Here is a 19,785-nt window from a genome sequence, read left to right as displayed (position 1 = left end):
GCGGGCGTGTCGCGGGGCACCGGCGTCTACGGTGGGTTGCACTGGTTTAGAGAAGATCGCGCGCGGGGTACCACGCGCGGCACGGCACACCCCACCGATGGCGGGGTCGGGTTCATCCGAGGGAGCACGATGCCACTCAACGACGACGACATCCAGAGCACCAGCGGCGGCGGCCTGGAAGGCCCGGCCGACGGCGGCGCGACCCCCGGCCAGCACGACGGCGGCGCCGATGGCAGCGCCGAGGGTCCGGCCGATGGTGGTGCGACGCCGGGTCAGCACGACGGTGGTGCGGACGGCAGCGCCGAGGGTCCGGCCGATGGTGGTGCGACGCCGGGTCAGCACGACGGTGGTGCGGACGGCAGCGCCGAGGGTCCGGCCGATGGTGGTGCGACGCCGGGTCAGCACGACGGTGGCGCCGACGGTGCCGCCCGGTAGCCGAGCACGATGACGCAACTCGATCCGCCGGGCGGCATGGTCCGCCCGGCGGTGGCGTACCCGTCCGCGCTGGCGCGCTGTGTCAGCGTCGAGCCGGAGAAGTTCGCCGCCGCCCACTGGGGACAGACACCGCTGCTGTCCCGCGCCGCCGAGCTGCCCAATCCGGCCGGCTTCACCGACCTGCTCAGCCCGGACGACGCCGACGAACTGCTCAGCCGGCGTGGTCTGCGTACCCCGTTTCTGCGGGTTGCCAAGGACGGCCAGGTGCTGCCGGCGGCGCGCTACACCGGCGGCGGCGGGGCCGGCGCCGAGATCGGCGACCAGGTCCTCGACGAGAAGATCCTTCAGCTGTACGCCGGCGGCGCCACCCTGGTGCTTCAGGGTCTGCACCGCAACTGGCCACCACTTGTCGACTTCACCCGCGAGTTGAGCCTCGCGGTGGGGCAGCCGTTGCAGGTCAACGCCTACCTCACTCCGCCCGGCAGCCAGGGCTTCGCCACCCACTACGACACCCACGACGTGTTCGTGCTCCAGGTCGACGGGCGCAAACACTGGCGGATCCACCCGCCGGTGCTGCCCGACCCGCTGGAACGCCAACCGTGGGGCGGGCGGGCCGACGAGGTCACCGCCACCGCCCTGGGACCGGCCGCCCTGGACGTGGTGCTCGAACCGGGTGACGCGCTCTACCTGCCGCGCGGCTGGCTGCACAGCGCCCAAGCCCAGGAGTCCAGCTCGCTGCACCTCACCGTCGGCATCCGGGCACTGACCCGGTACGCCCTGGTCGAGGAGTTGCTCGCGCTGGCCACCGAGGACCGCCGGCTGCGGGCCACCCTGCCCTTCGGCATCGACCTGGCCGACCCCGAGGCGATCGAGCCGGAACTCACCGAGACCGTCGAGGCGCTGCGCGACTGGTTGTCGCACGCCGACCCGGCTGCGGTGGCGGGCCGGCTGCGGCAGCGGGCCTGGTCGGCGTCGCGTCCCGCCCCGATCCGTCCCCTGGCGCAGGCCGCCGCGCTGGCCACGTTGACCGTCGACAGTCACGTCACCGTCCGGCCGGGCCTGCGCTGGCAGCTCACCGCCACCGGTGACCAGGCCACCCTGCGCCTGTTCGACCGCACCATCACCCTGCCCGCGTACTGCGAACCCGCCGTACGCGCCCTGCTCACCGGCGAGATCACCCGCGTGGGTGACCTCCCCGCCCTGGACACCGACGCCGACCGCCTCACCCTCGCCCGCCGCCTCCTCCAGGAAGCCGCCCTGATCCCTGGCTAGGGTTCGGTGAGGGTGATCCGCCAATCGTTGCTGCGCATCAGGATGCCGCTGCCCGGCGGGTACTCGAAATCGCAGGGGCCGAGGAGGGTGAAGCCGAGCCGGCGGCAGAGTGCGTTGGAGGCGGTGTTCTCGACCGACGGGAACGCGTGCAGGCTGTCGGGCGCGTCGTGGTGGCGGGCGGCCTCGCGCAGCATGCTGATCAGGGCGGTCCCGGCTGCGGAGGCGGCACCTCGGCCCTGCCAGGGCGGTAGGACGTTCCACCCTGTCTCGTAGATCTGCTCGCCCTGCCAGTCACGCTTGTGGTACCCGATACTGCCGACCATCTCGTCGCCCAGCAGCACGACGAACATCTCACCGCGGCCAGTTGCCGGCATGGCAAGGTACCGCCCGTGCCGGGCAAGCATCTGCTCCTCCGACTCAGCCCCGCCGACATGCCGCCGCATGTCCGCGGTATTGATCCGCCGCAACAGCCCGAGCGCAGCCCCCGACCAAGGCACAAGCCGAACCTCCACACCCCACCCTCCCACCCCACCCTCCCTCTCCCACCCACCCCTCCCCTCCCACCCCTCCCCGGCACATCACACGCGATCTTGCAGTTTCGGTCGCCGACTTGCCCCTGTCTGCCCCTATTGCGGCGACACAAAGTGCAAGATCGACGGGCGCTGCGGCGGGGCGGGGCGGGGGCGGGGGGTTAGAGGGTGAGGAGGAGGAGGAGGGTGGTGGTCAGGCCGGCGGCTATGACCAGGAGGACGGGGCGGGGGGTGAGGGTGGCGTGGCGGCGGTCGGCGATCAGGCGGGCCGGAATCAGGCCCAGCACCGGGCCGAGGAGCGTGATCACCAGGGCCAGCACGGGTAGGCCGACGGCGAGTTCACCGTCGGTGCGGTCGCCGAGGGCGCGGGCGCCGGCCCCCAGGGCGTACGCCAGCACGGCGCCGCCCAGCCCGCACAGCAGCATCAGCGGGTTGACATTGCCCGGCAGCTCGCCCCGCTGACGGGTACGGCGCAGCAGGTCGCGTGCCCCCTCCAGCAGCGGCAACGGGTCGCCGGTGGCGTCGGGTGTCGGTGCCGGGGGTGCGCCCGCCCGTCGTCCGCCACCGCCGAGCCGGGCGTTGAGTTCCTGCCACAGCACGGCGACCTCGGCGTCGACCCGCTCCTGCGTCTCCCGCGCCGCGGCCAACTCCCGCTCGGCCCGGTTGACCTCCTCGGCCGACTCGGCCACCGCCCGGTCGGCCGCCGCGCACTGCTGCTCGTACCAGGCGTGCGCCTCGTCCCGCTGTTGCTGCACCCGCGCGCTCAGTTCGGCGAGCCGCCGCAGCTGGGCCGCGTACGTCTGGCTGGTCACCGGTTCGTTCATCGGGACGGTCCATAGGGGATTATGGTCTGCCCGGTGCGGTGGACCGCCCGGTCGAAGAAGAGCCCGCGCCAGGGCCGGGGATACCAGTCCGGCCCCGTGCCGGGGTACAGCGAGCCCAACTCCCCGCCGTGGGTGTCCAGCGCCACCCAGGCCCCGATCTGGTCGACGCGGGCGGTCGGTCCGCCCAGGTCCGCGCGCATCCGGGCCACCCCCCGCCACCACGCCAGCACATGCGTACGCCGTTCGGGGCCGTCGTGCAGGATCCGGCGCAGGTGTGCCGCCCCGGTCGCCCGTCCGGTGCGGGCGGCCAGCGCGCCGGCCGCCGCGTCGACGGCGAACAGCAGCAGGTAGTGCGGTGCGCTGCTGGATCCCGGCGCGCCCAGCCCGTCGGCGGTCTCGGCCAACAGTTCGGCCACGCTCTCCTCGTCGTACCAGGCGGCGTCGTCGGCGAGGTCCTCGTACAGGGCTCGGGTCGCCGGGTCGGCGTCCTGGTCCAGGCAGGCGATGGAGAACCGGGCGGTACCGGGGCGGTGCTGTCGGGCCAGGGACCGGGCGGCGGCGTCCAGCACCGCGCACGCCTCGTCGACCCGGGTGCCGAGCACGGCCAGGTTCCGCCCGGGAGCGCGGGGCAGTCGCAGCGCCGCCGACCGCGCCTGTACGTCGATGATCTCGCCGAGCAACGCGACCGGGTTGCGGGGTGTGCCGACCTCCGGTGCCGTCAACGCCCGGAAGTCCGGCGCGTCGGCCAACCGGGGGATCGCGTCGCCGTCGAACAGCCGCGCCGGTGCCGCCTCGGCCGGCCGCATCCGCCACAGCCGGTGTTGAAGCTCGCTCCAGGTCTCCCAGTCGCTGGCCGACGGGATCCGGGCCACCTCGTTGCCGTCGGGCAGGCCCGACTCGGCGTTGACCACCGCGTGGAACTTCGGCAGCGACTGCGCGGCGTCGTTGGACTCGGCCAGGATCCGCAGCGCCTTGGGCAGCGCGATGCGCAGCGTGAACTGGGCGACCAACGCGGGGCGGCCCCACAACGCCTCGATGCCGCGTACGTCCTGGGAGGCCAGCACCAGGTGGATGCCCTGGGAACGACCGCGCCGGGCCAGGTCCTCCAGCAGGTCGGCGGCCTCCCGGGCCACCGCGTCCCGCCCGGCCAGCAGCATCTGGAACTCGTCCACCACCGCCACGATCCGGGGCCAGTGGCCGGTCGGGTCCACCGCACGCAGCTCGGCCAGCTTGGTGACCTCGTGCTTCTTCGCCGCGTCGGCGCGTCGGCGCAGCTCCTCGGCGAGGAACCGCAGCAGCGCCAGACCGAACTCCCGGTCGGTGTTGACGTTGATGCCGACCAGCCGCATGTGCGGCAACCAGCTCGGGTCCCGCCGGCCCTGCGCGAACCGGGCGAAGGACACCCCCTCCTTGAAGTCGAGCAGGTAGAACTCCAACTCGGCGGGGGAGTAGCGGGCGGCGAGCGCGCCGATCCAGGCGAAGATCAGATTGGTCTTGCCGGTGCCGGACGGGCCGCCGATCAGCGCGTGCGGTGGATAGTCGCCGAGGGTGACCAGCACCGGCCGCCCGTGCGGCCCCTCGCCGATCGGCGCGGTCAGCCCGGTCGCCGAGTCCTCCTGCCACATCTGCTCCGGCGCGGGCAGCAGGTCGGTGAACGGGGTGGGGGCGGGACCGGCGCTGACCACTGTGGCGATCTGACGGCAGGTCTCGGTGACCAGGGTGGCAGGTGGGGGCGGGTCCAGGCGTACCGGCAGGGTGCCGATCCGGGCCTCGGCCCCGGTGACGCGCACCCGGGTGACCGTCGGATCCTCCGGCAGCGGCACCCCCCGCACGATCAGGTGTACGCCGCACGCGGCACCGGCCCGGACCACCCGGTCGAGTTGCCCGCGTTCGTGCCGGGACAGCTCCTCCCCGCCGAGCAGCACCGCCACCCGCCACGGCTCCGGTCGGCGACCGGTGGCGGCGGCCAACTCGCGCAGTGTGGCGTGCTCCCCGGCGAGCACCGTCTCGTTGATCCGGCGGATCTGCTCCACCAGGTCGTCCAGCAGCCGACCCAGTCCACCCGGCCCGACGAAGGTGAGCAGCCCGGCGGTGCCCAGCGGGGCGAATCCGGCCAGTCCGCCGCCCAGATGATCGGGGTCGTAGCCGACCACCCGCACGTCGCCGGGCGCGGCCCGGCCGAGGCTGCGCAGCAGCAGCGCGGACACCACGGCGGCACACCCCTCGGCGTCCCCGTCGAGGGCGACGTGGCCACCGTCGAGCAGCGCCACCAGCGCCGGTACCGGCTCGGCCTCGGGCAGCAGCACCGTACCGATGCGGGTCGCGCCCGGCGGTTCCCCCCGCCCGGCGGGGCTCCGTCGCCACTGCGTCCACGGGGCCGAACCCGCCCCGGGCGCCTCCCGGGTCGCGGCCTCGGCCGCCTGCCGGGCCAGGGCCGCGAGCCGCGACGTGTGCTGGGCGTCGATCTCGGCGAGCCGCCGGTCGCGTTCGGCACCCACCCGCTGCGGTACGCCCAACGCGGCCCGACGTACCCGCACCGCCCGCTCCCGGGCGGTCGCCACGGCGGTCTGTGCGGCGGCCGACCTGTTCCGGGACGCGCCGAGTGCGTCGGCGAGCAGTTCCCGGACCCGGGCGACCAGCTGGTTGCGCCGGTCAGCCATCGATCCCGTTCCCGGACCGGCCGGCCATCCCGTGCTCGGCGATGGGCCGTCTCGGCGGCCCATCCCACGGTGCCTCGCGCCTGGGCGGACGCTGGCCGGCGGGCCTGGTCGCGTCCGGTGTCGACGGGGTGCCGCCCGTGTTGGTTGTCGGCTGGGTGCTGCCTGCATCCGGCAGGTCACGGCCGAGGCGGTCGAGCAGCACGCCGGTGAGCACACCGGCGGTGACTGCCGGGTCGGCGGCATGCGGCTGGTCGTCGTTGCCGCGACGCGGCGGCGGCATTCGGCAGACCCGGGTCAGCAGGGTGTCCAGCACCGGAGGGGGCAGGCCGGGCAGCAGGTCACGGACCCGGCCGTCCAGCTCGCGGTGCAGCCGAGGCAGATCGTCGCCGCGCGGCGGGTGGCCGAGCAACTGCCCGGCGAGGTCGCGCAGCAGCGGCGGCGCCACCGCGGCCAGGCCCATGCCCACGTCCGCGTGGGCCCCGCGCAGCTCCCGGTGCAGCCGGTCGCGGTCGCCGGCGCGTACCCCACGCACCACCCGGCGCAGCAGTTCCTGGGAGTCGGTGACCCGGTCGTCGGGTTGCTCGGCCGGGCCCTCGCGTCCACCTGTCAGCTCCGCCACCCGTACCGCCCACCAGCGGCGCAGCCGCACGTCGCCGGCGGGCTCCGGCGCGGCGTCGGCCACCGGCCCGGCTGCCCGCGGATCGTCGTGCACGCCTCGACGCTCCGGCGCCCCGGCCGGCGGTGCGGCCCCGTCGGGTGCCAGTCCGATCGCCGCCAGGTACGCGGTCAGCTGCTCCTGGGCGACCCGCAGCGCGTAGCCGGCGGTCTCGGCGTGCTCGGTGGCGGCGGACAGCTCCGGCACCCCCATCGGGTTGGCGGACTCCTGGCGTACCCAGCGCAGCCGCTCGGTGGCCAGCCCGAACTTCTCCAACGCCTGCGTCAGCAGTCCCAGGGGCAGTTCCTCGGCGGCGGCCCGGACCTGCGCGCCGACATCCTCGACGATGGACACGCCGGCCCCTACAGCGTCGCGACGTACTGCTGGGCCTGCTCGACCGCGACGAGCGTCGCGGCGAGGCACTCCTCAAGCTCCTGACTGGCCTGGGTCAGCGACGCCTGCGCCGCCTCGACGGTGGTGTGTCCACTGCCCTCCAACGCGCCGGCGAGCGTCTGCTGCGCCTCGGCCAGTTTCTCGCCGGCAGCCTGCACGGCGCTCTGGCCGTCACCGATCTGTTGGAGCGCTATGTCGATGGCTGCCTTGAGCTCGGCGACGCTCGCCACGCGGGAACCTCCTGGGGGCGGGGAGGACTCCATTAGAGCCTATGCCGGTTGGGAAACGAACATCCGCCCTGTCAGTGTTGCTGCCCAGCTGACCGGTTGTCGACCACGGGAGACGTGAGTCCGATTCGTGGGACCCGGGGTCGGAAGATCACCAACAGTGATCGAGACACGGTCGGCAGCCGGTCCGGGCCGAAGCCACCGCGGGCCGGACTGGCGGGGCCGCAGTCGACGCGGGCCGGGTCAGGGGCGGAGCCAGCGTGGGCCGTACACCTCGGCACCGAGCACGGTGACCCGGTCCCGCAACGCGCGGTCGGCGGTGACCACCAGACGACGGCGGTCGCCGGCTCCGGCAACCAACTCGACCACCGCGTCGTCGCCGGAGCCGGCGGCGGAGACCACCCGCACCCCGTCGACCCCGGGTACCTCGCGGGCCGCACCCTCCACGACCAGCACCACTTCGACCGGCGGGGGTAGTTCCGGCGGCACGCCCTGCCCACCCAGCGGCACCAGGGTGTCGCGCAGTCGGGCGGTCGCCCCGGCGCGGTCCCGCCACCAGCCGTCCGGCCGGGATCCGACCACGTTGGCGGCGTCCACGATGAGCAGCGGAGTCGCGTTCATCGGCTCACCATGCCACCCGGCCGGTCGTCCCGCGCGAGCGCCGCGCCGAGCGACCAACCGGTGCCCGCCGTATCGGCGTGATGGCGGCATCCCGCTCCGGCGGACATCGCCATGGGCGACGACCGGCCGTTGTGCGCCGACAGTTTCGGCGTAGTGGCGGTATCCCGCTGCCGTGGATACCGCCACTACGGCGAAACCGAGTCGATCATGCCCGCTGCCCTGCCCGCCGGCAGCGAGTCGATCAAGACTTCTGCCGGCGGCCTCGCTCGTGCCGGTGGTGCGGGCGGGCGGCGTTTGTCCGGCCGAGGGCCGGGTAGCCGGTGCCGACCCGTCTCGCGCCCGACCGCGGAGGACAGACATGATTGGACCCGGCGACTTCGGTTCGGACCCGTGGGACGAGTTCCTGGCCCGGTACTTCGGCCGGGGCGAGGGCGGGCGGCGGCCCGCGCACCGGGTCGACATCACCCGGCTGATGACCGCCGACGCCCGGGAGATGCTGGCCGACGCCGCACGCCGGGCGGCGCAGAAGAAGAGCAACGACCTGGACACCGACCACCTGCTCTGGGCCGCGCTGCAACGCGAACCGCTGCGGGACCTGGTACGCCGCGCCGGCGCGGACCCGGACACCCTGATCAACGCCCTGGGTGGGCGCGGTGACGGTGCCCCACAGGGTGAGGTGCCGCCGAACCTGTCGTTGACCCCGGCAGCCAAGCGGGCTCTGCTGGACGCCCACCAACTGTCCCGGGCGATGGGTGCGAACTACATCGGCCCCGAGCACATCCTGATGGCGCTGCCGCTGAATCCGGAGTCGCCGGCCGGGCGGATGCTCGCCGCGGGCCGGATCCAGCCGGAGTCGTTGCAGGCCGCCAACGCCGAGCGCGGCCCGATGACCAACCCGCGCCCGGATCGCGGCACCCCCACCCTCGACCAGTACGGCCAGGATCTCACCGAGTTGGCCCGTAACGACCAGATCGACCCGGTCATCGGGCGGGCCGCCGAGATCGAGCAGGCGGTGGAGATCCTGTCCCGGCGGACCAAGAACAACCCGGTGCTCATCGGTGAGGCCGGCGTCGGCAAGACCGCGATCGTGGAGGGCCTGGCCGAGCGGATCTGCGACGGTGACGTGCCGCAGACCCTGCTCGGCAAGCGGGTCATCCAACTCGACCTGGCCGGTCTGGTGGCCGGCACCCGCTACCGGGGCGACTTCGAGGAGCGGCTGAAGAAGGTGATCGACGAGATCCGGGCGCACCGGGAGGAGCTGATCATCTTCCTGGACGAGATCCACACCCTGGTCGGTGCGGGCGGCGCCGGCAGCGAGGGCGGCATGGACGCCTCGAACATGCTCAAACCGGCCCTGGCCCGGGGCGAGTTGCGGGTGATCGGCGCGACCACCCTCGACGAGTACCGGCGCAGCATCGAGAAGGACGCCGCGCTGGCCCGCCGCTTCCAGCCGGTGTTCGTACCCGAGCCCAGCGTCGAGGACACCGTGGCCATCCTGCGCGGCCTGCGCGACCGCTACGAGGCGCACCACCAGGTGCGGTTCACCGACGAGGCGCTGGTCGCCGCCGCCGAACTCTCCGACCGCTACATCACCGACCGGTACCTGCCGGACAAGGCGATCGACCTGATCGACCAGGCCGGCGCCCGGGTGCGGCTGCGCACCCGCACCCCCGCGGCCGACGTCCGCGACCTGGAACAGCAACTCGAAGAGGTACGCCGGGACAAGGAGCAGGCGGTCGCCGACGAGCAGTACGAGCGCGCCTCCGCCCTGCGTGACCGGGTCGCCGAGTTGGAGGAGCAGGTCGGCCGCGCCCGCGGCGACGAAGGCACCGGCAGCCAGGTGCCCGAGGTGGGGCCGGACGAGATCGCCGAGGTGGTCTCCCGGGCCACCGGCATCCCCGCCAGCCAGCTCACCGAGGAGGAACGGGACCGGCTGCTGCGCCTGGAGGGCCACCTGCACGAGAAGGTCATCGGGCAGGACGACGCGGTCAACGCGGTCGCCGAGGCGGTACGCAGGTCGCGTACCGGGTTGGCCGACCCGCACCGTCCGATGGGCAGCTTCCTGTTCCTCGGGCCCACCGGCGTGGGCAAGACCGAACTGGCCCGAGCGTTGGCCGAGGCGTTGTTCGGCGAGGCGGACCGGATGGTCCGGGTGGACATGAGCGAGTTCCAGGAACGCCACACGGTCAGCCGGCTCGTCGGCGCCCCACCCGGCTACGTCGGGTACGAGGAGGCCGGCCAGCTCACCGAGGCGGTGCGCCGCCGCCCGTACGCGGTGGTGCTGCTCGACGAGATCGAGAAGGCGCACCCCGACGTGTTCAACATCCTGTTGCAGGTGCTCGACGACGGGCGGCTCACCGACAGCCAGGGTCGGACGGTCAATTTCAAGAACACCGTCCTGATCATGACGAGCAACCTCGGCTCCGAGCTGATCACCGGTAGTCAGCGGGCCGTCGGCTTCGGTGCCGGCGCGCCCGGCAGCGACCAGGAGAGCGACGAGCTGCGGGAACGCCTGATGCGCCGGTTGCAGGAGAACTTCCGTCCGGAGTTCCTCAACCGCATCGACGAAGTGATCATCTTCCGGCGGTTGGAGGCCGCGCAGCTGCGCCAGATCACCGGGCTGCTGCTGGAGGAGACCCGCCGCCGGTTGCACGCCCAGGACATCGAGGTGGACTTCACCACCGCCGGTGTCGACTGGCTCGCCGAGCACGGCTACCAACCGGAGTTCGGCGCCCGACCGTTGCGCCGGATCATCCAGCGCGAGGTGGACAACCAGCTGTCCCGGATGCTGCTGGAACAGCAACTCTCCCCGGGCCAGAAGGTCACCGTCGACGCCCAGGACGGTCAGCTCAGCTTCGACGTGTCGGCCGGGTCACGCGCCCACACGGCCGCCTCGACCACGCATCCGCGCTGACCGGAATGTCCCTGCACGGGGAGGGAACAGATGACCGAACCGGAGGAGATCCGCGACGACGACCGTGCCGACCCGATCGTGGCGCCGCCGACGGCCAACCCCGCCCGGGTGCAGGTGCCGGCGGAGGGGCCGGACGGGCGGATCGACAAAGGGCACCCGGAGACACCCGGGTTGCCGTCGGCAGAGGAGGGCTGATGGTACGCGAACAGCGACTCGACCCCGAGGTGGAAGTGCTCTGGGAAGACTTCCACGCCGAGGTCAACGTGCCGTCCGAACAGCTTCGGCAGTGGCTGCTGACCCGCGGCTCCGGCGAGGAGGCGTTCGGCCCGAACCCGGACCTGGACCTGCCCGAACCGGGCCGGCAGATCCTCGCCGTGCTGCGCAAACGCAAGGTCGACCTGACGCCGGAGGACATCGAGGTGATGCGCGAGGCGGTGGACCGCATCCGGGATCTGACCGCCGCCAGACCCAGCCGGGGCAACGCCGACGACGAGTGGCGGCACTCCCTGCTCGACCTCGGACACGACGTACTCGTCGAGCGGTAGGCCGACCCACGACACCGCCGTCACGGCCCCGGTTCGGGCCGCGACGGCGGTGTCGGCGCTACTCGGTGCCCAGGCTGGGGAAGTCCAGCCCGGCCGCGTCCGCGGCGGCCTGCCGGTCGGCGCGGGCCTGCTCCTCACGGGTGATCAGGTTGGCGTACTCGGTCAGGTCGGCCGGGTCGGGCACCTCCGGCAACCGGCGGAGGAACGCTTCCACGTCCCGCACCGCGGTGGTGTGCCGCGCGGCCGCCTCGCGCAGGACCTCGCGGTCGTCGGCGGCGGGATAGAGGTCGGTCATGGCCGCCCTTTACCCACCATCAGGCCGTTCGCACCCGCGGGTCGACCACCACCGGCACCGTCGACCGCAAACCGAACGACGGGTTGCGCAACAACCAGGCCAGGTACGCCGGATGCGGGGCGAGCGAGTCGGTGTACGAGGTCAGCGCCGTCTCCAGCACCAGGTCGGCCATCCGGGCGGCGGGAGACTCGGGATGCCAGCCCAGCATCAGCCGCCAACGCAGCGGCGTACCGGCCAACCGCCGGGTCACCAACCCGGCCACCGGCCGGAACGTGGCCTGGCACAACGCCACCGCCTCACCGGCGTCCACCAGGTCGATGCAGCCGCGCACATCGGCCTCGTACACCTTGCGGGGGGTGAAGCCGGCGCGGGCGCAGGCAGCGGCGAAGCAGTCGCCGAAGCAGCCGTCGCCCGGCGCCGCCACCCACTGTTCGTGGCGCAGGTCGGCCAGCGCCACATCGTCCTGCTCGGCCTGCGGATGCGTCTCCGGCAGCAGCACCATGACCGGGTCGACGGCGACCTCCCGCCAGCTCAACCCGTAGTCGGCCGACGGGGTGGAGTCGCCGCACACCCCGGTCAACGCGTAGTCCAACCGCCCACCGGCGACCAGTTGGGCCAACTCGTCCACCGACCAGGACGCGTACGTGGTGATCTGGGCCTGTGGCTGCTCGGCGGCGAGCCGGTGCACCAGCCGTCCCAGGATCGGGCTGTTCACCCCGCCGAAGCGGTAGCGGCGCGGCGCGTCCCCCGCGCCGGCCAGCCGGGCCGCCTCGTCCTGCAGGCCCTTCATCGCCGGCAGCAGCACCCGGGCCCGGGCCAGCACCAGCTCGCCGAGCGCGGTGGGCCGGGCCCCTCGGCGGTCCCGTTCGAACAGCGGCCCGCCCAGGGTCCGCTCGATGCGCTGGAGCTGGGCGGTCAGCGCCGGTTGAGCCAGGCCGAGAGTCGAGGCCGCCTTGGTCACGCTCCCGGTCTCCGCGATCGCGCAGACCACCCGCAGGTGGCGCAACTCCAGATTCATAGCGTGACGGTAGGGCCACGGAGCAGTTGGCGGTAGTGCCTGGACGAATCAACGACCATGAACATGTCCTGGCTCACTCAGCGTGGTGGCAGATCCTTCAACTCGCTCAGCTGTGTGTGTCGACCGGTGACCGCGTCGCGGAGCTTGTCGACAAGCGCCACCGCCGGCTCGACGATGCGGTTCCACGGCGGGGTGTGCGGGACGCCGGGGTGCGGGCGGGTGGGCGCGGCCTCCTCGGCGATCTCCAGCCGGTTGCCGAGCCGAACCAGCTCCTCCTCGGTGGCGGCGTCACACAACCGCTGCACCAGCGCGTCGACCGCCGTCACGTGCGTCTCGACCAGTTGGGCGACCATCGCCAGCCGGTCGTCGGTCAGCCCTCGCAGCGCCATCAGCAGGGCGGTGTCACCGGCCAGCACCTCGGCGACCGGTTCGTCGGCGTCGGGCAGTGCCTGGCGGACGGCGGGCAGCAGGTACTGCTCCTCGGCCGACAGGTGCCGGGACAGGGCGGCGACGAGGATCTCCCGCCCGTGCGCGGGATCCGGGCCGGGCTCGACCAGCCGGTGGGTCAACGCCAGCAGCTGCTGGTGCTCCTCGGCGATGGTGGCGGCGATGCTACGCCCGGCGGGCTGGTAGCCGTCGCCGGGAGTGGGGGGTAGCGGCGGCAGGTGGACGGACACGGTCCCTCCTCGGCGGGCGGGTGGAGCGCCGATGATATTGCAACCTCGGCGCGGGGCAGTACCCGCACCCGTCCGCCCCGAAACGCCTCCCGCCGAGGGGGCGGGCTGGACCGGCGCTGCCTGGGCGTGACCTGCGGCTGGTATGAAGAGGCGATGACGAGTGACGCCCACCCCGCCCTTCCCGCGCCGACCGACGAGGTCGTCGACCTCTGCCGGGACCTGCTGCGTATCGACACCACGAACACGGGCGACAACGCCACCAGCACGGGCGAGCGGCTCGCCGCCGAGTACGTCGCGGAGAAGCTGGCGGAGGTCGGCGTCGAATCGGTGCTGCACGAGTCCGCGCCGGGTCGGGCCAACGTGATCGCCCGGATCCCCGGCACCGATCCCAGTCGGGGAGCGCTGCTCGTGCACGGCCACCTGGACGTCGTGCCGGCCGACCCCGACGAGTGGTCGGTGCACCCCTTCTCCGGCGAGCTGCGCGACGGCTACCTGTGGGGTCGGGGCGCCATCGACATGAAGGACTTCGACGCGATGGTCCTGGCGGTGGTACGCCACTGGCAGCGCACCGGCGTGCGCCCGCCCCGCGACATCGTGCTGGCGTACACCGCCGACGAGGAGGCGGGCAGTGACTACGGCGCGCACTTCCTCGCCAGCCGGCACCGCGAGCTGTTCGACGGCTGCACCGAGGCCATCGGCGAGGTCGGCGGCTTCTCGTACACGGTGGACGAGTCACGGCGGCTGTATCTGATCGAGACCGCCGAGAAGGGCATCGACTGGCTGCGCCTGCACGCCAAGGGGCGGCCCGGGCACGGCTCGATGGTGCACGACGACAACGCGGTCACCGCGCTGGCCGAGGCGGTGGCCCGGATCGGGCGGCACCGCTTCCCGGTGGTGGTCACCGACACCGTCCGGGCTTTCCTGGAAGAGGTGTCCGAGCTGCTCGGCATCGAGCTGGACCCGGAGGACCCGGAGACGGCGATCGCCAAGCTCGGCCCGATCGCCAACATCATCGGCGCGACCATCCGCAACACGGCCAACCCCACCCGGCTCGCCGCCGGGTACAAGGAGAACGTCATCCCCGGCAGCGCCAGCGCCACCATCGACTGCCGTAGCCTGCCCGGGCAGTCCGAGCTGCTGGAGCGGCAGCTGCGGGAGCTGATCGGCCCGGACATCGCGATCGAGTACATCCAACGTCAGCCGGCGCTGGAGACCACCTTCGACGGCGACCTGGTCGAGGCCATGTCGGCCGCGCTGCGCGCCGAGGATCCGGGTGCGCACCCGGTGCCGTACATGCTCTCCGGCGGCACCGATGCCAAGGCGTTCTCGCAACTGGGCATCCGCTGCTTCGGCTTCGCGCCGCTGCGACTGCCGGCCGACCTGAACTTCTCGGCGTTGTTCCATGGCATCGACGAGCGGGTTCCGGTGGACGGACTACAGTTCGGCGTGCGGGTTCTCGACCGGTTCCTGCGTACCTGCTGATGTCACGCCCGGTTGGGGCAGGACATCACGGAAACAGCCTGAAAGGGACGCCTCCTATGACCGACCAGCACGGTGAGCTGGATGCCGCTCTCGAGCGCGTGATCGAAGCGGCCCGTCACCACCTGGCCGCCGTCCGCGCCGCGCAGGGCCGGATCGACGATGACGACGTCTGGCGGGCGTACGTCGCGCTGAACAACGCGTCCTTCGCCTACGACGAGCAACTCATGGACGCCTTCGGTGAGGTCACCCCGTGGGATGTCGAGTCGATCGACCCGGACGAGGTCGACCAGCGCTTCGCCGGGGCCGACGGGGTCGAGCCCACCGACCCGCACCCCCAGGTGATCTCGGTACGGCAGCGGCGTGACTACCGGGTGCCGAGCGTCTCCGCGCTGATCCGCGTCGCCGAGGCGGCCCGGCGCGAGGGCATCCCGGCCGAGGAGGAGGTGCCGCCGGTGGAGGGCGTCGGCGAGGCGGTGCTGGAGCTGTTGCAGAGCGGCGACGGCTCGCTGTCCGCGCTGGACGTGCCCGAGCTGGAGCCGCTCGACGGCGTCGTCATGGTCAGCGAGGTCGGCACCCCGGTCGACCTGGAGTCGTTCGACGACGACGACCCGGTCGGCCCGTTTCAGCCGGCCGCTGACGACCGGCTCGTCGGGCGTCTCGACGAGCACCCGTTCCTCGACGACGAGGCCGAGCACGCGCACTGACACCGATACCGCCGAGCCGGCGTCGTCCGCGAGGACGGCGCCGGCTCGGCGTCGGTGCGGTGTCGCTCGTCTCAGGGCGTTCGCGACTGTCGCTTCAACAGCGCAAGGACGAACATCACCACGATCAGCGCCCAGGCGATCACGTAGGTGACGATCGGGCGTTGCTCGCTGGCCGCGCCGACGTAACCGCCGATCGCGTAGCTCGCCAGACACAGCAGGCCGAGCCCGGCGATCCGTCGGGCACCGCTGGTGTCACCGCGCTCGAAGATCCAGTCGGCGAGACCCCGGGTGGTCCGCAGCACCGTACCGGTCTGGAACGACGTGGCGGTCTGCACCCCGAAGGTACGGGTGACCAGCCCACCGAGGATGCCGACGGGGAAGGCGCACAGGGCGGTCAGGATCGTGCGTTCGGTCAACGAGTCCCGACCCGAGTCGAGCGACCGGTCGACCAGACCCCAGAGGACCAGCAGGGCCAGCAGGGCCAGCAGTTCCCACCCGGGTGGCCGCAGCGGACCGATCGAGGGGAACTTCCGCAACCCGGCACCGAGCAGACCACCCAGGCCGAATGCGACGAGCGACGCCACCGCGGACGGCCACGCCGGAAGGTGCCCGGCCAGACCCATGCCGACGAAGGCCACATTGCCGGTCTGGATCCCGACGAACACCTTGTACCGCAGAAACGCGAAGGCGTCGACCACGCCAGCCAGGCCGGTGCCCAACATCAGGGCGAACAACGGAAACCGAAAGTCGAGTTGCGTGGTGTTCCATCGTTGCGGTGACGGCCGGCCTGATGGTCCGGTTCTGTTCTGGCGACTGGACATTGCGCACACTACCCGACCGGTAATCGCGTAAACGGCGTCGATTCGCCCACGCCCCGCAATGGTCTGCGCGCCAGGTCGCAATCGGCCGAATGGCGCGATCGCGTTATTCCGTATCGGTCGCCTCCGCGTCAGGATCGCAGTTGTGGGCGCTGGTTGGCGTGCCTTGACTCCCGGACGTCTGTCGTTTTCGGCGTTTTCTCCACGACGAAGGAGGTCCGCGATGGATGTGGTTTCCATGGCCGGACTGCGTGTCAAGTTCTATTCGTTCGCCGCTCTGGCCGCTGTCGGAGTCGTCATCGACGCGCCGATCTGGAGCATCGCGGCAGCCGCCTTCCTCTGTGCCGCGATCCCACTCGCGGTCGCGCTCCAGGGCACTGGGCGGGTCCGCGCGCTCTTCGTCCCATCCCGGGTCGCCAAGATGGCTGCCCCTCAACGAGAGGTTGTTCGCGATGCGCAAGTCCGATGAGTTCGGGATGCACTCGAACGGCAACGGGTCACTTGTCGGAACCCTTCCGCGTAACCCGGCAATCGACGACACCCATCCCGACCTGGTCACCCCGCCGTCGACCGACGACGGTCTGCTGCCCAACATGGTGTTCCCGTTCTCGCTGGCCCACACCCGGCGGGAAAGCGGCGGCTGGACCCGGGAGGTCACCGACCGACTCCTGCCGATCGCGCACGACCTGGCGATCATCGACATGAAGCTCGACCCGGGGGCGTACCGGGAACTGCACTGGCACATCCAGTCCGAGTGGTCGATCATCCTCAAGGGCAGCGGCCGCATCGGCGCGGTGGACCAGGAGGGACGCAACTTCCTCGAAGACGTCAAGGAAGGCGACCTCTGGTACTTCCCGGCGGGCATCCCGCACTACATCCAGGCCTTCGAGGAGGGCATGGAGTTCCTCCTGGTCTTCGACGACGGGTGCTACTCCGAGGACGCCACCTTCCAGCTGACCGACTTCCTCGCGCACGTGCCCAGGTCGGTGATCGCGAAGAACTTCGGCTGGACCGAGGAACAGATGCGCAACCTGCCGGAACGCGAGAAGTACATGTTCCACGGGCAGGTGCCTCCGCCGCTGGCCGAGCAGCGGGTCTTCAGCCCCACCGGCGACGTGCCGCGGACCTTCAAGCACGCGTTCCTCGCCCAGACGCCGGAGCGGTTCGAGGGCGGCAGCGTACGCATCGCCGACTCGACCAACTTCGCCGCCGCGACCACCACGACGGTGGCGATGGTGGAGTTGGAGCCGGGCGCGATGCGGGAACTGCACTGGCACCCCAACGGCGCCGAGATGCAGTACGTCATCTCCGGCCAGGGCCGGATGGGGGTCTTCAGCGGCGGCTCCACGGCCCGGACGTTCAACCTGCAACGCGGTGACGTCGGCTACGTGCCGATCTCGCTGGGCCACTACATCGAGAACCTCGGCGACGAGCCGTTCGTCTACCTGGAACTGTTCCGCACCGCGAAGTTCGAGGACATGTCACTGGCACAGTGGCTGGCCAACGTGCCGCCGCAGGTCGTGGCCGACACCCTCAACATGCAGCGGCAGGTCATCGAGGTGCTGCCGAAGGTGAAGAACGCCGTGCAGCGGCACTGAGGACGAGCCGCGTACGCGGACACCACGACCAGCACGCCCGGTCGTGGTGTCCGCGCGTCCGCGTCCGTCGGGGGTCAGGAGGGCGGGCGGGCGTCCCAGAGGCGGGCCAGCTGTACCCGACTCCGGATGCCGAGCTTGGTGTAGATCGCCCGTAGGTGGGTGTCCACGGTGTGGAACGAGATGAAGAGTTCGGCGGCGGCCTGCTGTTTCGTCGCGCCACCGGCGAGCAGTTCGGCGACCCGCGCCTCGGCGGGGGTCAGTGCGGCAGGCCCGTCGGGTCGGACCGCGTTGCGGGTGCGCGTACCGGCGCCGAGCTGCTGGCGGTGCTGCCGTGCCCGGTCGTGGTCGCCGGTGGCGCCGAGCCGCGCGTAGAGGGCGGCGCACTCGTCGAGGACGTCGATCGCCTCCTCCCGCGGTACGCGTGCCGACCGGCCCAACTCGAACAGCGCATCGGCCAGCGCCGGACGTGCCGCCGTGGTACGCAGCCGGGCCACCGCCGTGGCCAGCGCCGCGGGATCACCGGTGATGATCCCGTCGGCATGATGGGCGATGCCCTGCCAGAGCCGGTTGTTCACCGTGCCGGCGACCCGTTTCAGGTGGCTGGAGAGGATCTGGGCGTGCTGCCGGTCGCCGAGCAGCAGGGCGGTGCGGACCAGTCGCGGGCCGTGGTGCGGCACCAGCAGCAGGGGAGCCGCCGACCGGTTCGACATCTCCAGGATCGCCCTGAGCAGGGGAGCGTGCCGTTCGGGTTCGGGGTCTGCGGCCGCGGCGGCGCCCAGGTGGAACCACTGGAGGCCGTCCGGCCAGGCCAATGCCGGCTTCTCCGGCGTCAGCAGGGCCCGGGCCATCGAGACTTCGCCGCGACGCAGCAGGTCCTCCACGACGGTGGCGAGCAGGGTGGCGCGGGCTTCGTCGGTCAGCGCGTCGGCCTGCGGCCCGTCGAGGGCCAGCCGGGCTCGTGCCCCGGCCTCGGCGAACTCGCCCACCGCCAGGCGAGCAACGCAGTCCAGCGCGGTGACCAGCGGTCGAGCCACGCCACCGAGCGTGTCGATCTCGTCGGTGACGGCATCGAGGGCGCTTCGTGCGTCGGTGTACCGGCCGAGGGAGAGCTGGTTGGCGATCCGGTCGACCCGCAGGAAGACCAGTTGGCTGCGGGCTGCTGGCGCGTCGGCGTCGACGTCCTGCAGGATCCGGCTGGCGCTGGGCAGGTCGGCGGCGGCCGTGGCCCGGGCCGCCCGCGCCAGGGCCAGCCGGATCTCGCCGTCGGCGGTGGGAACGGCACGATGTGCCTGCTGCGCCTCGGCCAGCAGATCACCGCTGTCGTCGTAGCCGAACCGGGCGGCCACCGACGCCCGCATGGCGAGCGTCCAGCTGCGCTGCGCGCCGTCCAGGTGTTGGTCCAGCGCCCGTTCCAGGTAGGTCATCGACAGCGAGGGACGCCGGGTGGCGTAGTAGGCGCCGAGCCGGCCCAGCAGCAGGGCGCGCTGGCATGGGCCGTACCGGTCGACGGCCAGTTCGGTGCGCAGCAGGTGCATGGCCTCGGCGAGCCGCCCGGCGAGGAAGAGGTTGTCGGCGGTGGCGACGAGCCAGTCCAGGAGTCGATCGGCCGTGCCGGGTGGCCCGCCCGCGAGCAGCAGGTCCGCCGAGAGGGTCGGACCCACCGCCGGATCGGTCGCCAGTCGGGCGGCCAGTGCGCGGGCGCGCTGCGCCGTCGTCGGCATGGCCCGCAGCAGGTGGCGGGCGGCCTGGGCCGGGCGGCCGGCGTCGGCCAGCGCCTCGGCGGCGCTCTCCCGCAGTCCCCGCTGGGTCGACACCGGAGTCTCGGCCAGCACCGCGTCGCGCAGTCGCGGCGAGGCCAGTCGCAGGCCGGCCGGGCTGTCGACGAGCGTTCCCCGACAGAGCAGGTCTTCCAGCGTGGCGTCCAGCGTCGGCCAGGTCGGTACGCCCGCGTGGGCCAGCAGCCGGTCGAGGAACCAGAGTTCGCAGGGCGCGTCGGCGATGGCGACCACCCGCAGGACGTACCGCTCGATATCGCTTGTCGCCGGTGACCCGCCGGTGGACATCTTGGGACGTTGCACGGATGCCTCGGGCATCGCAATCACCTTTGGTCAGTGCCT

Annotated in this window: 20 protein-coding genes; 9 read left to right on the top strand and 11 right to left on the bottom strand. The window is 72.4% G+C overall.

Annotation, left to right across the window (positions count from 1 at the left end; genetic code table 11):
- Positions 1-129: 129 nt before the first annotated feature.
- A complete protein-coding gene (locus tag VAB18032_RS18300) occupies positions 130-435 on the top strand; it encodes a hypothetical protein (RefSeq protein ID WP_013734370.1) in 306 nt (101 codons plus the stop codon).
- A 9-nt stretch (positions 436-444) separates the two neighbouring features.
- Positions 445-1,707, top strand: coding sequence for a cupin domain-containing protein (locus tag VAB18032_RS18295; protein ID WP_013734369.1), 1,263 nt, complete (start codon positions 445-447; stop codon positions 1,705-1,707).
- Here the strand turns inward: VAB18032_RS18295 and VAB18032_RS18290 are convergent.
- The 6 genes from VAB18032_RS18290 to VAB18032_RS18265 form a co-directional block, all read right to left on the bottom strand.
- A complete protein-coding gene (locus VAB18032_RS18290; RefSeq protein WP_415878003.1) occupies positions 1,704-2,204 on the bottom strand; it encodes a GNAT family N-acetyltransferase in 501 nt (166 codons plus the stop codon). The two genes, VAB18032_RS18295 and VAB18032_RS18290, sit on opposite strands and share 4 nt — an antisense overlap.
- A 194-nt stretch (positions 2,205-2,398) precedes the next feature.
- A complete protein-coding gene (locus VAB18032_RS18285) occupies positions 2,399-3,061 on the bottom strand; it encodes a hypothetical protein (RefSeq protein ID WP_013734367.1) in 663 nt (220 codons plus the stop codon).
- Entirely contained in the window at positions 3,058-5,721 is a 2,664-nt protein-coding gene (locus VAB18032_RS18280) for an FtsK/SpoIIIE domain-containing protein (RefSeq protein ID WP_013734366.1), read from the bottom strand. The genes VAB18032_RS18285 and VAB18032_RS18280 overlap by 4 nt, the downstream gene beginning before the upstream one ends.
- Positions 5,714-6,730 carry a hypothetical protein gene (locus VAB18032_RS18275; protein ID WP_013734365.1) on the bottom strand — a complete coding sequence of 339 codons (1,017 nt, stop codon included), beginning with the start codon at positions 6,728-6,730 and terminating at the stop codon, positions 5,714-5,716. Before VAB18032_RS18275 ends, VAB18032_RS18280 begins: the two co-directional genes overlap by 8 nt.
- 8 nt (positions 6,731-6,738) lie before the next feature.
- Complete coding sequence (locus VAB18032_RS18270) at positions 6,739-6,999, bottom strand: hypothetical protein (protein ID WP_013734364.1); 261 nt, start codon at positions 6,997-6,999, stop codon at positions 6,739-6,741.
- 240 nt (positions 7,000-7,239) lie between these two features.
- Positions 7,240-7,617 carry a hypothetical protein gene (locus VAB18032_RS18265; RefSeq protein WP_013734363.1) on the bottom strand — a complete coding sequence of 126 codons (378 nt, stop codon included), beginning with the start codon at positions 7,615-7,617 and terminating at the stop codon, positions 7,240-7,242.
- Positions 7,618-7,975: 358 nt separating this feature from the next.
- Here VAB18032_RS18265 and VAB18032_RS18260 point away from each other — a divergent pair, with 358 nt between their 5' ends.
- From VAB18032_RS18260 to VAB18032_RS18255, 3 genes are read left to right on the top strand one after another with little or no spacing between them, the layout of a single operon-like run.
- On the top strand, positions 7,976-10,531 hold the full coding sequence (locus tag VAB18032_RS18260; RefSeq protein WP_013734362.1) for an ATP-dependent Clp protease ATP-binding subunit: 2,556 nt from the start codon (positions 7,976-7,978) through the stop codon (positions 10,529-10,531).
- Between the two features lie 30 nt (positions 10,532-10,561).
- Positions 10,562-10,726 carry a hypothetical protein gene (locus tag VAB18032_RS32350; protein ID WP_013734361.1) on the top strand — a complete coding sequence of 55 codons (165 nt, stop codon included), beginning with the start codon at positions 10,562-10,564 and terminating at the stop codon, positions 10,724-10,726.
- On the top strand, positions 10,726-11,076 hold the full coding sequence (locus VAB18032_RS18255; protein ID WP_013734360.1) for a DUF3140 domain-containing protein: 351 nt from the start codon (positions 10,726-10,728) through the stop codon (positions 11,074-11,076). Before VAB18032_RS32350 ends, VAB18032_RS18255 begins: the two co-directional genes overlap by 1 nt.
- 58 nt (positions 11,077-11,134) lie before the next feature.
- Here VAB18032_RS18255 and VAB18032_RS18250 read toward each other — a convergent pair whose 3' ends face one another.
- The 3 genes from VAB18032_RS18250 to VAB18032_RS18240 all read right to left on the bottom strand — a co-directional run bounded on the left by VAB18032_RS18250 (position 11,135) and on the right by VAB18032_RS18240 (position 13,066).
- Positions 11,135-11,371, bottom strand: coding sequence for a hypothetical protein (locus tag VAB18032_RS18250; protein WP_013734359.1), 237 nt, complete (start codon positions 11,369-11,371; stop codon positions 11,135-11,137).
- A 19-nt stretch (positions 11,372-11,390) separates the two neighbouring features.
- Positions 11,391-12,389, bottom strand: a complete 999-nt coding sequence (locus VAB18032_RS18245; protein ID WP_013734358.1) for a LysR family transcriptional regulator — start codon at positions 12,387-12,389, stop codon at positions 11,391-11,393.
- 77 nt (positions 12,390-12,466) lie between these two features.
- Complete coding sequence (locus VAB18032_RS18240; protein ID WP_013734357.1) at positions 12,467-13,066, bottom strand: hemerythrin domain-containing protein; 600 nt, start codon at positions 13,064-13,066, stop codon at positions 12,467-12,469.
- Positions 13,067-13,219: 153 nt separating this feature from the next.
- Here VAB18032_RS18240 and VAB18032_RS18235 point away from each other — a divergent pair, with 153 nt between their 5' ends.
- Together VAB18032_RS18235 and VAB18032_RS18230 are read left to right on the top strand one after the other, a co-directional pair.
- Positions 13,220-14,548 (top strand): M20/M25/M40 family metallo-hydrolase, encoded by a 1,329-nt coding sequence (locus tag VAB18032_RS18235; protein WP_013734356.1) that lies wholly within the window; start codon positions 13,220-13,222, stop codon positions 14,546-14,548.
- Between the two features lie 56 nt (positions 14,549-14,604).
- Complete coding sequence (locus tag VAB18032_RS18230) at positions 14,605-15,252, top strand: hypothetical protein (protein WP_013734355.1); 648 nt, start codon at positions 14,605-14,607, stop codon at positions 15,250-15,252.
- Between the two features lie 71 nt (positions 15,253-15,323).
- On the opposite strand, the gene VAB18032_RS18225 is transcribed toward VAB18032_RS18230, so the two are convergent.
- A complete protein-coding gene (locus VAB18032_RS18225) occupies positions 15,324-15,974 on the bottom strand; it encodes a DUF1275 family protein (RefSeq protein WP_232510822.1) in 651 nt (216 codons plus the stop codon).
- Positions 15,975-16,293: 319 nt separating this feature from the next.
- Between VAB18032_RS18225 and VAB18032_RS18220 the strand changes: the two genes are divergently transcribed.
- Positions 16,294-16,539 (top strand): hypothetical protein, encoded by a 246-nt coding sequence (locus VAB18032_RS18220; protein ID WP_013734353.1) that lies wholly within the window; start codon positions 16,294-16,296, stop codon positions 16,537-16,539.
- Complete coding sequence (locus VAB18032_RS18215) at positions 16,523-17,668, top strand: cupin domain-containing protein (protein ID WP_013734352.1); 1,146 nt, start codon at positions 16,523-16,525, stop codon at positions 17,666-17,668. The genes VAB18032_RS18220 and VAB18032_RS18215 overlap by 17 nt, the downstream gene beginning before the upstream one ends.
- Positions 17,669-17,742: 74 nt before the next feature.
- On the opposite strand, the gene VAB18032_RS18210 is transcribed toward VAB18032_RS18215, so the two are convergent.
- Entirely contained in the window at positions 17,743-19,761 is a 2,019-nt protein-coding gene (locus tag VAB18032_RS18210) for a helix-turn-helix transcriptional regulator (RefSeq protein WP_013734351.1), read from the bottom strand.
- Between the last annotated feature and the right edge of the window lie 24 nt (positions 19,762-19,785).

Origin of the sequence: Micromonospora maris AB-18-032 (assembly GCF_000204155.1) — a bacterium.
Lineage (GTDB): Bacteria > Actinomycetota > Actinomycetes > Mycobacteriales > Micromonosporaceae > Micromonospora > Micromonospora gifhornensis.
This window is presented reverse-complemented; position numbering and strand designations above follow the sequence as displayed.